Origin of the sequence: Shewanella sp. Choline-02u-19 (genome assembly GCF_002836205.1) — a bacterium.
Classification (GTDB): Bacteria; Pseudomonadota; Gammaproteobacteria; order Enterobacterales; family Shewanellaceae; genus Shewanella.
Genome location: NZ_PJBE01000013.1, coordinates 3,131,508 through 3,147,151, shown reverse-complemented (window position 1 = coordinate 3,147,151; position 15,644 = coordinate 3,131,508). Strand labels below are relative to the sequence as shown.

The 15,644-nt window shown below is 45.1% G+C and carries 13 protein-coding genes; 2 read left to right on the top strand and 11 right to left on the bottom strand.

Features of this window, described 5'->3' with window-relative positions; translation table 11 throughout:
• Nucleotides 1-216 precede the first annotated feature (216 nt).
• Entirely contained in the window at nt 217-1,188 is a 972-nt protein-coding gene (locus CXF83_RS20435) for a transposase (RefSeq protein WP_101093517.1), read from the top strand.
• A 655-nt stretch (nt 1,189-1,843) separates the two neighbouring features.
• Here the strand turns inward: CXF83_RS20435 and CXF83_RS20430 are convergent.
• Entirely contained in the window at nt 1,844-2,224 is a 381-nt protein-coding gene (locus CXF83_RS20430; RefSeq protein WP_101093518.1) for a DP-EP family protein, read from the bottom strand.
• 68 nt (nt 2,225-2,292) lie between these two features.
• On the bottom strand, nt 2,293-5,562 hold the full coding sequence (locus CXF83_RS20425; RefSeq protein ID WP_101093519.1) for an nSTAND1 domain-containing NTPase: 3,270 nt from the start codon (nt 5,560-5,562) through the stop codon (nt 2,293-2,295).
• Between the two features lie 459 nt (nt 5,563-6,021).
• Here CXF83_RS20425 and CXF83_RS20420 point away from each other — a divergent pair, with 459 nt between their 5' ends.
• Nucleotides 6,022-6,345 carry a hypothetical protein gene (locus CXF83_RS20420; protein WP_101093520.1) on the top strand — a complete coding sequence of 108 codons (324 nt, stop codon included), beginning with the start codon at nt 6,022-6,024 and terminating at the stop codon, nt 6,343-6,345.
• Nucleotides 6,346-6,398: 53 nt separating this feature from the next.
• Here CXF83_RS20420 and CXF83_RS20415 read toward each other — a convergent pair whose 3' ends face one another.
• The 9 genes from CXF83_RS20415 to CXF83_RS20380 all read right to left on the bottom strand — a co-directional run bounded on the left by CXF83_RS20415 (nt 6,399) and on the right by CXF83_RS20380 (nt 15,482).
• The gene (locus CXF83_RS20415; RefSeq protein ID WP_101093521.1) at nt 6,399-6,608 is read right to left on the bottom strand and encodes a TOBE domain-containing protein; all 210 of its coding nucleotides are present in this window, start codon (nt 6,606-6,608) and stop codon (nt 6,399-6,401) included.
• Nucleotides 6,609-6,858: 250 nt separating this feature from the next.
• The gene (locus CXF83_RS20410) at nt 6,859-7,962 is read right to left on the bottom strand and encodes an FAD-dependent monooxygenase (RefSeq protein ID WP_101093522.1); all 1,104 of its coding nucleotides are present in this window, start codon (nt 7,960-7,962) and stop codon (nt 6,859-6,861) included.
• Nucleotides 7,963-7,965: 3 nt separating this feature from the next.
• On the bottom strand, nt 7,966-10,134 hold the full coding sequence (locus CXF83_RS20405; RefSeq protein ID WP_198553560.1) for a LodA/GoxA family CTQ-dependent oxidase: 2,169 nt from the start codon (nt 10,132-10,134) through the stop codon (nt 7,966-7,968).
• Nucleotides 10,135-10,136: 2 nt separating this feature from the next.
• Nucleotides 10,137-11,288, bottom strand: coding sequence for a ferritin-like domain-containing protein (locus CXF83_RS20400; RefSeq protein WP_157822946.1), 1,152 nt, complete (start codon nt 11,286-11,288; stop codon nt 10,137-10,139).
• On the bottom strand, nt 11,285-11,587 hold the full coding sequence (locus CXF83_RS22595; RefSeq protein WP_145992386.1) for a hypothetical protein: 303 nt from the start codon (nt 11,585-11,587) through the stop codon (nt 11,285-11,287). Before CXF83_RS22595 ends, CXF83_RS20400 begins: the two co-directional genes overlap by 4 nt.
• 89 nt (nt 11,588-11,676) lie before the next feature.
• The gene (locus CXF83_RS20395; protein WP_101093525.1) at nt 11,677-12,498 is read right to left on the bottom strand and encodes an HvfC/BufC N-terminal domain-containing protein; all 822 of its coding nucleotides are present in this window, start codon (nt 12,496-12,498) and stop codon (nt 11,677-11,679) included.
• Entirely contained in the window at nt 12,495-13,451 is a 957-nt protein-coding gene (bufB, locus tag CXF83_RS20390; RefSeq protein ID WP_101093526.1) for an MNIO family bufferin maturase, read from the bottom strand. The genes CXF83_RS20395 and bufB overlap by 4 nt, the downstream gene beginning before the upstream one ends.
• Nucleotides 13,452-13,463: 12 nt before the next feature.
• The gene (locus CXF83_RS20385) at nt 13,464-14,096 is read right to left on the bottom strand and encodes a hypothetical protein (protein ID WP_101093527.1); all 633 of its coding nucleotides are present in this window, start codon (nt 14,094-14,096) and stop codon (nt 13,464-13,466) included.
• 24 nt (nt 14,097-14,120) lie between these two features.
• Nucleotides 14,121-15,482 carry a ferritin-like domain-containing protein gene (locus tag CXF83_RS20380; protein ID WP_101093528.1) on the bottom strand — a complete coding sequence of 454 codons (1,362 nt, stop codon included), beginning with the start codon at nt 15,480-15,482 and terminating at the stop codon, nt 14,121-14,123.
• Nucleotides 15,483-15,644 lie beyond the last annotated feature (162 nt).

Below are 15,644 nucleotides of genomic sequence, written 5' to 3'. Positions count from 1 at the left end.
TAGGCTAGGTGCTAGGTGCTAGGTGCTAGGTGCAGCAGAGGGAAAGGAAAATATGGCCACCCATAGAAGGAAAATATGGCCACCCATGAATAATCGCATGTTTGCAGCCTGCCGACTAAACTTGAACAAGAAGGGAAAATATGGCCACCCATGAATAATCGCATGTTTGCAGCCTGCCGACTAAACTTGAACAATGAGCTTATGTAGGAGGTTGCCATGCCCCGTCCACGAAGAACGCAAATTAGTCTTGAAGACACTCCTTTTTACCATTGTTGCAGCCGTGTGGTTCGACGTGCTTTTCTCTGTGGCGATGATAAATACACGGGTAAAAACTACGACCATCGGCGAGGTTGGGTAGAAGCGCAAATACTCAAACTTACAGAGGTCTTTGCCATTGATGTCGCAGCTTATGCAGTGATGAGTAACCATTTGCATTTAGTACTTTATATTGATGTTGAAACCGTTAATAACTGGTCCGATAGAGAGGTCGTAGAGCAGTGGCATAAATTATTCAATGGAACGCCGTTGACGCAAAAGTTTGTTAAAGGCGAGGTGATTGATGACTATTTAGTTGCTCAACTAAAGCATGCTATCGCAACTTACCGTTCAAGGCTTTGCGACATTAGTTGGTTTATGCGCTGCCTCAATGAGCCCATAGCACGGCAAGCTAATCTTGAAGACAACTGCAGCGGACATTTCTGGGAAGGGCGTTTTAAATCGCAAGCATTACTTGATGAAGCTGCAGTGCTGGCCTGCATGGCTTATGTTGAGCTCAACCCCATTCGAGCCAAAATGGCCAATACGCCTGAATCTTCAGATCACACCAGTTTGCAACTGCGTGTTAAAGCGGCATTAAACGGTAAACAACCCACAAACTTACTGCCATTTATTGGTAACGAGCACCAACATCAACCTAAAGGCATCGCATTCAGCCTGAATGATTATCTTGAATTGGTTGACGAAACAGGACGAATTATTCGTGATGGTAAGCGAGGATCAATATCTGCGAATGCACAAAAGATATTGCATCGACTGAATATACCTACTGCCAACTGGCTGAAAATAACCACTGAATTTGGCAGTCTTTTCCACGGCCCAGTAGGAACGTTGCAGGAACTAAGCACCTACTGCGAACATCTAGATAAAAGGCGACGGCATTTTTCGAGTAGTTGTCAGTATCTGCAATAAGGTTAGATTCCATCTCAAAACTCTAAAGCTACTTTCTCTGAAAATCAACAGAGCTGAAACTCCGCACCTGTAAATCAACAATTTCACGATAAATCAGTCATCTTTCACTCTTCACAAAAAATATAGCCCTTTCTAAAGCACCAGCAGCACAGTGAAACATCCAGAGTCCAAATATTTCTCTATTCGCTTCGTATGTTATTGATTAATAGTGGCTGGCTAATCTATTTGAACAACAAATCGGTGAATTCAAACTCTTAGAACAAGATACCTGTCCAGCTAAAGCACAAACAGCACAGTGAAATATCCAGAGTCCCAATATTCATTACTTGCTTCGTATGTTATTGATTAACAATGGCTGGCTTATTTATTCCTATAGAGCTGAATCCCCGTGCCTGTAAATCAACATTTTCACAATAAATCAGTCATCTCTCACTCTTCACACAAGATATAGCCCTTTCTAAAGCACCAACAGTACAGTGAAATATCCCGAGTCCTAATATTTCATTATTTGCTTCGTATGTTATTGATTAATAGTGGCTGGCTTATCTATTTTTGTGTTGATACGAAAAAGATGAGGCAAAGGAGCCTCATCTTTTGGGGTTAACTATGGGTGTCTAGTTAATTCAGCTTATGGGTGTCTAGTTAATTGATTTTACTATACTTCATTACCACGATTAATAACTTCAGGATCTGGGCTTAATATCATTAATCTAGTGTCAACTGCAGATAGTACAAAGCGGAAACCAGTCTTACCTGTAGCAGCGTCATAGTCAATTAACTCTATTGACATACCATCGGCGCTAACTACTACATCATCTATTACGTTATTGAATGGGGCGGTAAAAGCTGCACCAGTAATCTTAAGGCCTTTACCTGTTTCATCGACTAGGCTATAACGGATGGTTGTTGGTTCGCTTACCACAACGCTACCTAATGCCGGAATGCCAGCTTCATCAGTGTAGTTAAATTGAGGTACATTATCGTTATTCAGGCTTACTGTGAGTTTAAATTGTACAAGTTTTGTGTTGATTGGCATATAAAATTCCTTTTACGTTACGGGTTAGTTTACTTAAAACTCTTTTAGGTGATTATCTACAAATCTAACTAAAACGGTTTTACATCAATGCCTGATATTTTTAATTTACTAACAAGCTCTGGTTGGCTGTCTAATTGATGTAAACAGGCTAGTGCACGGATGTAAGTAATCGTAAATTTTGGATCTTTATTTATCTTTACTATATTTTGCATTCGTTGTTTAGCTTGCTGGCAAAGTTGAGTGTTAAAAGAAGGAGACCCTGAAGCCTTGATAGCGCTTGCGTGTAGCAGTTCACTTGCTGATAAGTTAGTCAAATGAAGTTTATTGTCAGGGTGTCTTATAGCTAACCCTCTGAATAGTTCTGTTGACTTAAGGGCTAGTTGTTCACTCTGTTTAAAGGCGCCTGTTTTTATGTAATAGCTGGCAGCAGCGAAATAGTATTTTGCCCAAACATTTTCTAAGTGCTTAGATTGGCTAAGTGATATGTCTGCTTTGAGTATCGTTGCGATTATCTTTGGTTTAAATTTACTATTTAAATTTTCGGGGTATTGTATAAATCTGAGCATAATGAAGTAGGCATTATATTGTTGAATTCGCCAGATATCGTTCTTAGGATCGTTCTTTAATGCTTCTGTTATGGCTCGGTAGCTGAGCAGGGCTTGCTCAAATGCATCCACATGCTGCTCAAGGTAGTGATAAAGAGTAGCAAGTATGTGATTGCTACTGGCTAGTCTATCTAGGGTATATGAGTCATTGGAATTGTTATTTTTGAGGTCTTGTTGGATTTTTAGTTGTATTTTTATTGCTGCTTGAATATCGCCTTGGGCTAAGGCTGCACTGGCTATCCATGAGCGTGTGTTGGCTACGTCTGCAATCAGTTTCTTGCTTGTTTTATCATGAGATAAGGCTAATTGTTTTAGCTTTAAAGATTGTTTAAACGATTGTAGGGATAGCTCAAAATCTTGCTGCTTCATCGACACAGAACCCAAAGAGTTCTGCGCATATGCTAGCTCCATCAATGCGTTGGTATCCTCTGGCGCAACATCAAACATGGTTTGGCTATACGTTAGGTATTGCTCCCACCACACCCTTGCCGCATCCCAATCGCTTTTGTCGTAATCAAGCTGACCTATCCAAAAAGCATTGGCGCCGAGGGTTTTAAGTAACTCTAAATTGTGTGGCTGGGCAGCTAATAACGTGGTTAACTTGCTGCGAGCGGCATGAAAGGCGGTGCTGGCTTCATCTAATTTATTACGCGAATAGGCCACTTCGGCCATGGCCTCTAGGGTTTGTGCATGTTGGAAGTTAGCGTCAAAGCTGAGGTTGTTATCAATATTAAAGTTGTCGGCACTAAAGTATTCCAGTGCTTTATTGCTAATACCGTCGAGCAGGTCCATGCGGCCAATGCCGCGCATCTTGTCGGCGAAATCACCCACCATAAAGCCGAGTAGGTTTTCTGCCGCTAAACGCTTTTGCTGCGCCATTTTTTCCGCTTCGGTGCTCTTGTAACTCATCACTATGGATACGACTGACAGCACGCACAGCGCTGCAATGGTGAAATGTCGACGCCAGCGTTTGCTGCGTTGTTGTTTGGCGGAAGCGGCAATCAACGCTCGCTCCTGGGGTTCAATGGTAAACAAGGGATTATCTTGCAGGGCTAAGGCCTCATTGAGAGGTTTGCCGTCGGCGAGCAGGTAGGCGCTATTTTTGTGCTCTTTGCGCCAGCGCTTGGCAAGATGATATAAGCGGCTTTTTATCTGCAAGCTAGTATTGTGCTCGTCAATCCAGCTAGTGGCACGCGGCCAACGCCTTAATAGTGCTTCGTGGGCAATGCTAAAGCAGGGCTCACCATTTTGCAGGTGTGAGACAAACAATCGGCTGTCGACCATGGCTTGCACTAAGGCATTTTCGGACTCGGATTCTGATTGTGATTTAGCGAGCAGTTGTGACCAGCGCGCGGTGCGGCTGGTAATGGACACTTCATCTTCTCTTAGGGTCACCAGCAAGGACAACACATGCGGCAGGCAGTTTTTTTGCTTTTCAGTTAAGCCATTAATGGCATCTTCGGCATTTTTACCTATGGCGCCCTCGATGCCGCCGAGTTCTTGATACACAGTGACTTGCAACTGATCGTCGCTGCTTCGCCTTAGGTATAAGGCTTGCAACATATATTGCAGCATTGGCAGTGCGTCAGGGTTGCTGGCAGCTTCGCTACAAAGCATTTCGTCTAGCGGCATGGCGCTATCGGGATCTATGTCCCACGTTAAGTTGGCTGCGATAGCGGGCAGGCGGATCATCTGCAACAGTTCACTGCGAGAGGGCGGTGCTAAGTCAAAATGGGCGCCGCGACTTTTACCCGCCATTAATGTGGGGTAGTTCACCAGCAAGGGGTAAAACTCATTACGACAAGCACTTAAGATAAGCACAGTGCCTGAGGTGGCTAAGTGTTCAATAAGCTCGACAAAGATATGCCGCTCTTCATCTTTAAACAGCGGTGATGAGAGTAATATTTCAAGTCGATCGATGAATAGCGCGAAATGGGTATAGTTATTTGTTTGCGTTTTTAGCGCTTGCTGGCATAGCTTAATGACGGCATTGGGCTCATCAATCAATGTGGTTGCAAGGGTGTCGGCACTATAACCGTCAAACACAGGCAGATCGTTTAACTCCCAGTCGAGCATGGCGCTGGCCAGTTCAATAAACAACTGCGAACTGCTTACATCAGCAAAATCAAGACCACTATAGGAAGCGACTTTAACGCTGTTGTAACCGGCGGTGGTCATTAAGTTAGGCATAATGCCTGCATTAATGAGTGATGACTTACCACTGCCGCTGGGGCCTAAGGTCAGGCAGAAGGCTCTGCCGTACTTAATTTGCTGGCTTATTCTATCCAGCAACACGCTGATCTGTTTACCTCGACCAAAGAATACGTCGGCATAGTCGGCGCAATACGCTTGTAAACCAGGAAAGGGAGAACCACTTTGCCAGCTTTGGTGAGCGGCTACCTCTTCTTGGCCAATGGGAAAGCGTACTTCGGCTAAGGTGCGATAACCCCGTTTACGAATGGTTTCAATGAATATGGGAGAGGTGGCGCTGTCGCCGAGTGCGCGGCGTATTTGATTAATGATTTTGTGCAGTGGATTGTCACCCACATCGGTGTTGGGCCAACAATGATTGACGATGTCATCGCTACTCAATACTTCACCTGCGCGTAGGCAAAGTAGTTTTAGCACATCCATGGCTTTTGGCTCTAGCTGCTTGACCTGCTTACCCGCGCGTAAGCTGTTTGCATTGGGGTCAACTTGCCATTCACCAAAGAAAAAAGTGTGATCACTCATAGTTTCATTCCATTGAGTCCTGATAGGGTGATACCTATACCTAAACGACTTAGAACCGCTCCCACGTGAATGCTATTTATATCAGCGCCTGCATTTCCAAGTGGCTTGAGTATAGCAGCCTGACACTAGGTCATCGTTATTAGGTTTAGCCTGTATCTAGTCAAAAATAAATTAATAAATCAGGCGTTTAAAGTCTAAATCCTAAATGATTATGTCATCGTTTTGAATGTAATAGAAGTGTGTATCTTGTTATTTTTATGTTTATTTTGTGCGTTGTAGAGATGTTTCAACTTGGCTTTAAGGAGAGTCAATTTGATGCTTTAGTGAAATGATTAAGCCATTATATTTTTAATTTGGTTATACAATCGGCTTTATCAAGTCAGTCGAACTTTACTTTTGCAGAGAAATGGCTGATGTTTATAAAAGTGTAAAATCGATTTGTGGTCAATAGAGGGCGTTATGTCGGTAATAGCAATTGGTTTTTTGGTGCTGTTTTTTGGGATCGCTTTTATGGGGATGCCCGATCTTAATCGTACGCTTAAACTGCACGATAGAGAGCAGTGGAATGCTTTGTTAGGATCTCAAGGCACCTTTATGGCGTCTTTCGATCGGTTAACATTGTTTAGCTGGACCTTGAGTCGTCGGTTTGAGATCTCTGATAATATCGATATTCAGTACGCTGGCCACCAAGCTTTTAAGCAGGCGACTCGGGTTAAATACACCATGTTACTCGGCATATCTCTGATTATTATTGGTTTTATAGCCTCTTTTTTTGGATATTAGTCGGCAGAAGAAAAAAGCCGCAAGCTAAGTTACGTTGCAGCTTTGATGAGCATTTAGTCTACAGCAACCATAACATTGCTTGCTTTAATGATCGCGTAAGCCTCGCCACCCACAACTAGACCTAGTTGTTGACAAGACTTCTTAGTCACAACTGAAGTGATCTCAACGCCAGGCGCCAATTCAATAACAACTTCATTATTAACTGAACCTTCATCGATAGATTTAATTTTGCCACTTAGGGTATTACGTGCGCTGATTCTCATGGATTAATTCCTTTGGTATATGAAGGCTAAATTATACGTTGTAATGGCTTATCTCGATATTTTTAAAGCATAGGCGTTACAATTGTTTGAAGTAAATCGCAAATTGCTAATAAATTGCAATGTTATTTTTACTGATGTGACTTTACTTTTTAAGTGGCTGTTATTAATCGACTAAAAATGTAGCGTAATTGTTTTTCGTTGCATTAGGTTAGCAAGTTTATTTGATTTCCCACGGCAGCTATTCCCTTTGTTATTGACGAGGCTGCTGCCTGCTTTTCCAAAATGTACTCTCTGGCCAGCGCTGCTCCTCACTATAAAAATAAGCTTTTTGAGCGAGATATTGGATGAAGTTATTACCGATATTATTGCGGTATTGGTTGATGGTCTGAGCGTTGTTATCTAACCAATCGACAATCGCATCGGCGGCATCGATACCATTTTTAAGTGCTTTGTAGATCCCTTGTGAACTAATAGGGTCATAGATTGAGGCGGCATCGCCGACGGTTAACCAGTGTTCTGCTGCGGGGGGATTCATTATGGCCGATTGAGCCACCCACGTATGCAAACTGCTTGGGGTTGATTGACTTATAATCGGCTGAATATGTTGCGTGAGCTGCATGGCTTGTAGCCAAGAACGGGGGTCTTTTAGGTGTTTGTCTTTCACAGTTTGAGGATCGGTTGCGACGGTTACTATGACCTTGTTATTGGGCAAGTGAGCTAAATACCACCAGCCATAATCGACGGCTTCAAGCAGTGTCATTTGGCGATAACTGTTTGCAGATATAACGTCGTTAGAGTCAAAGTATGCGCTGACGGCCACCAGTTGATCTTCAATTTTTGCTTTAGCATTAAACTGGCGTGCCACTTTGGCGCTGCGACCCGTAGCGTCGACAATAAAGCGACACCTTAGCTGAGCATTGTTACGCAGCAGGACTTTGATCGGGTAGGCATGTTGCTCACGTACAAGGCTGGCAAAATGGGTGTTTTTTAACAGTGCGCCTCCTCTTTTTTCCACCTGTAACGCTAAAAACTTATCGAAAGCGCACCGGTTTAAATGCCATCCATGCCCCTGCGGATTAAAGAGATAGTCGTTAAAGCCTAATTGATCACTGCCCCAGCTTGAATAACTGCCTAAGCAGGGAGCGTGTTTTTGTGCTGTAAACGCGTCCCAGATCCCTAGTTTTTCTAACAGTTCACGGCTATCGGGTGGAATGCTCTCGCCGATACGAGGCGCTGTGTAATCACTGGCCTCGATGACGAGCGTATTTTTAACCCCTAGATTGTGCAAAGCAATTGCTGTCGCACAACCCGCGGGCCCCCCTCCGACGATGATGACGTCATAGAGTGGTTTCATCGATTATCCCTTTTTATTGATGGCAGTTTCGTTCCCTGCCAGCATGGGCCAGGGTGTGGGTTCTTTTAGGTTTGGCGTAGCCCCGGTGAGCTTACTTTCAACTTCTAGGTAAACGTTGTCGGGGTAGCTGTTGCCATCGTTAATAGTGGTGGCTTGCACTATTACGCCGATGTCACTCCACTTTTCGAGCATCTGGCGATAATCCCAGAAGCGTCCCGCATTGGCGAGATTGCCGCTATCATCAGGGCTATTTTCGCCAGGCACTGTGCCTTGACCTCTGACAGAGTAGCGCTGTGGTGGTAAACCATGGCGGTCTTTCTCTATCTGCAGGTTTTGATAATCTTCGGCGGTGTAAACCGTGACGGGTCGCTGCGCCGGCCATGACCAATACAGGGTTTGCGAGTCTTGAGTATTGGGTGATGATTGATGAATGGCGCAGGAGTTATAGTCTGCATGCCAAGGCAGTGCCATAAACTTGGTGGCATCGCCTGGCTCTAGTCCTAAATACTCGACTTCTTCATGACGCGGGATCCACCCGAGTGTTAGTAAAGGGGTGCCATAGCTGAGTTTTTGGTTGATCACGCCAGCGTAATTGAGCGCTTTATGATGGATCCTAAACGGACCTGCGCCTTGCTGCCAGTCAGTGACATACAGGCTCGGCTCTCGAATGATCCAAGTCATGTCAATGCCAGGACTAAAACGGCCGCCTAAGCAGTTTTGCAGCGTGGCGCGATCAAGGTATTCACCTTGGCCTAGTGGGTTGTCGTTTACCTTTCTATATTGATGATTCGACCAGCAGTGTAAGAAGTGATACTGAGTGACCGTAGGGCTTAAAAACGGTTTTCCTCCTGCTGGGCTTGAATCGCCTAAGGAGAGCGGCATCAGTGGTGCACCGACATCAATCGATTGCGAGCGCCAGCTCGCTTGCTTACCATCATTTGGCTGACGGATATAAGCGAGTCCCGCTAAGATGGTTTCGTCTGGATTATCATCGGCAGTTATGCTGTCCACGCTATTGTGGGCATCAATGGCAAAGCCGGGTAGGTAGGCATTCCATAGCTGCTGGGCGGTGGCTCTAAAAAGCGGTTTAATATGATCATCAAAGGCGGGTTTACAATCAGGGTTAAATTGTCCATCGCTAAATACCGTGGGCTCTAAATTGAGTTCACGTAAGAAGACGTCATACGCTTCGTCGAAAAGTGATACTACATTCAGGGTTTGCGGGGCATAGCTTGGATCTGTCACCACCACCCATCCGCCAAAGGCCGATTCTGTAGTGCCATCGTCAAAAACCAAAGTGGCATCGACTGGGCCGTCAGAGGTGTCGTCAAACCATTGGTCGTTGTTTACCGGGTTATTGAGTAGCGGAATATTGCTAGCATCGAGTTGCCACGCATTACTCCGTCCATAGCCGCCAGCTACAATAAGGCGGCCGTCGCTGTCGGTTTCCATTTCGCCTAAACTTTCGATGCGCCCTTGAGGAGTAATTAGCTTGACTAGTTTCTGGGATTCCTCGGATAGATCGGATTTGTCGGGAAGCTCGAAGTGCATATAGGGAAACGACTGTGGATAATGCGGCAATGGCACTATTTCACCTTTTTGTTCAATGCTTGCGTGCTGTTCTGCGGTGAATTCTGCCTTGCTACAGGGCCCCTTTATTGCTCGGGGGCCAGCATCAATAATGAGTTTTTTCAGTCGGCCAGTATTGTAAGGATCGAGTCCTTCACGGAGGTTTCTTAAGGTGGGGGTTTTACCGTTGTCGTACGCTACCGCGCCATGATCATCGTCATTGGCAAACCAGCTGCATTTCTTGTTGGCTAGATGCACACTCCAAACAATATCGACCACTTTCTTACCGTTAATCACGCTACCGATTTTTATCTCTTCGCCATTTTGGGCTGGGTACTGGTTAACGTCTTTGGAGGGGTAAGCAAAAATACGAAAGCGCGCCGCCTGACGTTTAAATGCGCCGCAGTGGTCGCGAAACTCAGAGCTGTTGATAATGCTGTCTTCAGTGCCGGGGCGAATTGGCAAGCCGCCTGTCGTCATATCGCCAGGTTTACCGGGTTGCGGCATCGCTGCAATAGATTCTGGCGCGAGGTAGTACTCTTCACTGTTACCTACACGGGCAATACCAATGGCAGGGTGAATTTTAAAAATTGACTGAGTCATGGTTATTGCTCCTGTTGATTTGATTGACTAGAGAAGGTCGGTGGCACACCGTTTTCCCAGCATGCGGCAATAGCGGCACCGACTTTGTACATAGTGGTACCAAATTCGGCTCCAGCACTTTGCTGTACTTGTTCGACCGTTATGCCGTTCTCTTTAGCCAACTGCTGTTGGTAGATGGGGTTAAATACGATGTTCATTAGCTGCAGGAAGTGGCCAAAATGGCTAATGAGGATTTGTTGGTTTTTACGCCCACGCGGGCTGCCGAATGTCAGTGGAAAAGTCGCTGGTAATGCTTGCTTACGTAAATAGGTAAACTTTTGAAAGTGATCCCAGTAGGGTTGAATATCATCGACTTGGTTTTGATATTCTGGCGCTAACAGCTTCTGTTGATAGTCTTCGTAGCGCTGATTAATGGGTTTATCGGCGTCGCAGCAATCATGGGGCCAATCTGCACCTTCGCCTTGTTCGACAATCAAATCAATTAGTCCGCCGACTTGATCTAATAGACTGTAGTCAGCGCAACTGTTGGTGACGGTGAGCGATATTACGTCTGGATAGGTAGAGGTAAAGTGGGCGACTTGGTTGTTGTCGGCGATGATACATTCACTGAGCATGGCGGCCCCTTCGCGGATTGCTTGATAGACTTCGCCTATCGAGCTGTACTCTGCTGCATTTGGACCTGACGGCGTGGTACTCGATTCACCAGGGCATTCAATAATGCACATAGTGTTAATACGCAGTGCATCCATCGGCCCAATTTCAGTGCTGTATGGGGTATATACATCGGTAGGTCGATTAGGGTTATTCTTAAAATCCAAGTGGGGGACTTTACCACCATAGTGCGGTGATCGAATCAGTAGATCACAGCCATAGGCGTTGGCAATATTGGCCGCACATTGCATGTGCAGCATCTCTTGATTGACGACTGAACGCACTATACGCCTTGCTTCAGATGCTTGGTCGATGACCGAGTACATTGCCGACATGTAATACGGAATGGTATAGAGTTCAACGTCGACAGCCCATTGTAGATGTTCTCTTAGGGCCTCAATGGTCCATGGGTTTTGGCTGGTTATCTTGTTGGGGTGCACCATAGTTCGGCTTTTGAGTAGATCTTGCTGCGATCTCATCCCGAGAAATTGAGTAATACTCATAACGTTAGTCCTTTTTCGTTCGCGACATATTCTGCTGTTGTGACACCATAGGGAGTGGGGCATTTTTGACTGCCGATGAGTTGTAAAAATGGTGGCTGTTCAGTAATGCTTAACATTGAAAATGTATCAGTAGCGGATTGGATTGCCACCGGATTAGAGAGGGGGACTTCTGCCGCCGCCGCATAGGCGCTGGCCATTGCGGTGGCGGCGGAAATAAAGATGACAATTTGTTTTTTTAAATAGCCTTTTTTGATTGGGCTGCGTTGTGTTCTCTTAAAGTACATGACGATATGCTCCATATTGTGTCAGTTGACATCCGGTGTTAACTGGATTGCTTTTTACTCGGTTTACTATTTTTTAATGGTTTAGTTTTAATGATTTAGTGTCGTTAAATTTGGTTAAAAATACCCATCTCTATAAAATACCTGCGCCACATTAACCACAGTTCTTCAATCGTCTGAGCTGTGCCTATTTGCTGTTGAATCAGTTGATCTTTACTGGCTTTGATTGACTGGGTTTGTTGCAGTTGCTTGAGAAAACAATACTGAGTAGCGTTTAAATCAATAATCCCGAGTCGATAGTTTCTTCTAAAGACGGCAGCAAAACTGGGTACTGGCAATGGCAGCGGCGGTTGTTGGTTGTCGTTACAGCTGCGGTAGTAGTTGCAGATGGGGTAACTTAGCTTAAACACTTGCAGCACTGGGACTAACTGCAGCTGTTGATCCTGGGTCTGTTCGTCTGCTTGGTTTTGCTGCGGATCGGCAGGGTAGCCAGTGGCTTTGGCATCAAATAGATGATTGAGTGCAATTTCGAACTTTGCTAGCTCAATCATAAAGTCTGGCCAATCTTCTTTTATCTCCAGCTCTGCATCTGGTCTAGTCTGCTGCAGAAAATGGGGCAAGTTATCCCCGAGATTATTGAGGGTGTAACTGTTCGAAGGTGACGTCTGTAAATACTGAGTCGCGAACAATGCGAACAGTTCGTCACCGAGTGCATATTTGAGTGTGGGGAATTGACTGGCCATACACTGCTGTAGCCTAAGAATGTAGCTGCGTTGGTAGATCCCAACATGCGCTTGCGCCGACAGTTTGTGTGAAGAGACGATCTCATTACTGATGAATGCATTTAACGCTGGCTGCATTGGCTGCGTCAGTGCATCCAGCATACTTTGCTGTATTTGGGGCAAATTTTGCGGCGTTAAACTGCTCATTTAATACCTTGAGTTGCGGCTAAATGAGGCTTTGAAATCATAAAGTCAATGGGGTTTGAAACAGCAGCAGTGCTAATTTCGGTCTCATTGATATGGGGTTCGGTAATGATGTTTGAGATGTTGCTCATATACTGTTTAGCTTTGAGTAACTCTTGATGATAGGCAGAGAACGTGGGGATATTGCCATCCCACTCTAAGCAGGTGGCACAGCCTTGGGTGCGTTGCCAAGCCAAATTAAACAGTTGCCACACAGCATTTGTTACCGGGCTGTCGTGCGTGTCTATGATGTAGTCACCGCAGTGCTGGTGGCCTGCGAGGTGCATCTGCACTATTGATTGATGCGGTAGGCCTTCGATGTACTCAATAGGGTCGAAATCATTATTGAAAGCTGACACAAATACATTGTTGACGTCGAGTAACATACCGCAACCCGTTTGAGCGGTGAGCGCGCTAAAGAACTCCCACTCTGGTATGTGCGATTGGGTGTAACTTAAGTAGGTACTGGGGTTTTCTAGCACGATAGGCCGTTGTAAAAACGATTGCACTTGATCAACACGCTGACATACGTGACGAAGTGCTTCTGCGGTCAGTGGCAGGGGCAACAAATCGTGGCTATTGAGGCTTAAGGCGCCAGTCCAACATAGATGGTCACTCACCCAAGCGGGTTGCACTTCATCAATGAGTTGCTTTAACCGTTTAAGGTAGGTGAAATCTAGCTCGTCAGTACTGCCAATAGACAAAGATACACCATGCATTACTATGGGGTAATCTGCTGCTATCTGTCTGAGAACGTGGCGCGGACGTCCACCTGAATCCATAAAGTTTTCTGAGATAATTTCAAACCAATCGACCTTGGGTTTATTATCTAAAATCTCATTAAAATGCTGGCTTCGAAGGCCAAGGCCCAAGCCCAAATTTGGGCTTGCCTCGGTTTGACGATGAAAGTTAGGCATCATTACCTCTGATTAATCGTCGTTGAGTTTGTTGTTAGTGTCGCTGCACTCAGATTCAGCAAGTGTTTTAGAGCGTGATTCAATGCTACGTTCAACCAGTTCTTGAGTGTTCTGGGCTGGGTTATTAAACCCAAAGGAGCAGGATTTATCACCTGAATTGCCGCAAGAGTCATATTCACCAAATGACTCTAGCCATGCTTGAGGCGGACCCGCGGGGAAAGGCGCTTGGCCTACATTACGACGAGATTTGTCCATGCGTTGTTGAAACAGTTCTCTAGCAAGTAACCAAACACTGTTGTTTTTATTCGCGCCGAGGGTACTGAAACGTTCTGCTTGAATGGGGGTGGCGCAACTTCCTTGCCATGAGCAGTCATTAGCGCCAGGTTTACACTGTTCTGCTGCATCACCAAATAAGCCACAGCCACCTTGCCCTGCACAGTTATTAAGCGTGTGGCACACATGAGTTTCTGTTGCGCAGTAGCCAGTGCCAGCGCAGGTATTGGTACCAAATCTGTCATGTCCACGGCAGGCATTTAACCCCATACAAGCATGTAACTCCAATGGTGTTGCTGTATTGGGCATATTTTTGTTTATAGGCTGGCTACCGCAACCATGACTTTGGATCTTATCGTTTAACTTAGACATTTCGTTATCCTCAATAGGGTTGGGTTAAGCCATTAATGGGGTATTTGATGGCTCAAGAAAGCCTTCTAAGGAGACATTGGGTAGGTCGAGAATACGCTGCTCAATGTAAGCTATCTTGTGAGTGCCCCCGACAGCTTGATTAAACAGTTCGATGATCTGTGACTTAGGACTAGAGGCATTGCTAAATCGATATTCTTCAAAGGTAGCGGTGGCAGTGTATTGCTGACCATCGGCGGCTATATACTTAAAGCCTGTCATTTCGCCGCAGAGCGAACTTAAGATCCAAAGCATGCTCTTATGGATCCCAAACATAAATATTTCGAACTGAGTGTGCTCGTCTGCGCGGTAACAGGCCTGCGACATAATGAACAGATAGCTGTACATTGCATTGGTGAGGTTCGATACGGCTTGGATCGTGGCGGGGTAGTCAGGTGTTTCGGCGTTATCGGCAAAGTTGTAGACAAAATATTGCTCAACGTCCATCTCATCGCCAAATATGTTTTTAAACTCGGCGTTGATATTGATCAGTTCTTGTTGAAGTTGGTCAAATTTATAGTAGTGCGCGAGCTCATGTTCGGAATTATCATCATATCCGGTGCCAGCCCCTTCCCCTTGTTCCACAATGATCGCCAGCGCTGCTAGTGCACTGGCTTGGTCAACAACATGGATTAACCCCCCTGCATCGGCGGCATTTTCGTATACGGGGTTATGTTGTTTGTCGTAATAGATGGTGTCGATATTATTCTGTGCGTAGTAGCCACGGTTGGGAATAAGCTGCGGCCGTTCTGAGTCATAATCTCCCTCATGGCAATAATACTCTTTGATACAGTCTTCAATGCCTTGATAGAAGAGCCCAATGGTGAGGTAAGGGATCGCTGTAACCTGCTTTAAATTCTTGTCGAAAGGTTTGGGGCTTTCAATCTTTTTGAAGGTTTCCAACTGCTCAGTGCTTAATTTCGCTCGATTGATAGGAAACTCTGGCTCGTGACCAGGAAGATAAGCAGGCCATTCACTTGGCGCTTGGCCCACCAGAACGGGGTTACCGAAAAGAGATTGTTTCACATTGGCAGAGAGCGACATATGCAGCATCTCCTCCACAACAACACTCATGATATTTGCGCCAGCTTTATTGGCAAAAACCATAATCTTGGCGGAAAGTTCCAGTGCTTGCTCCTGTGCTTTTTGTTGACAGGTTCCTTTTTCAATCAACAGCTTAGTGAATTCTTTTTCTAAATAGTCTTGTTTTGGCGTTCGATTGATAGAGTAGTAGGTTGATAAGTAGGCCGGAATGGTGGCGATTTCGATACCGATTGCTTGTTGCAGGGCTTCTTCCAAATTACCTTTAGTGATTTGAGTGATACCATCACCCATAATTGCTTGTGCCATTGTTAATTCCTTTTATACATTGCTAATTAAATTCATCTTAAAAAGTGTTTAGGCTTCTGCTGTTATTTTGGCTATGTCGAATGTTTGATCCGCTAGCGAGATAGAAGTCATTAACTAAAACTTAGGACATATTTGGCTTAGCAACCTTTCGGTAATCTTCTA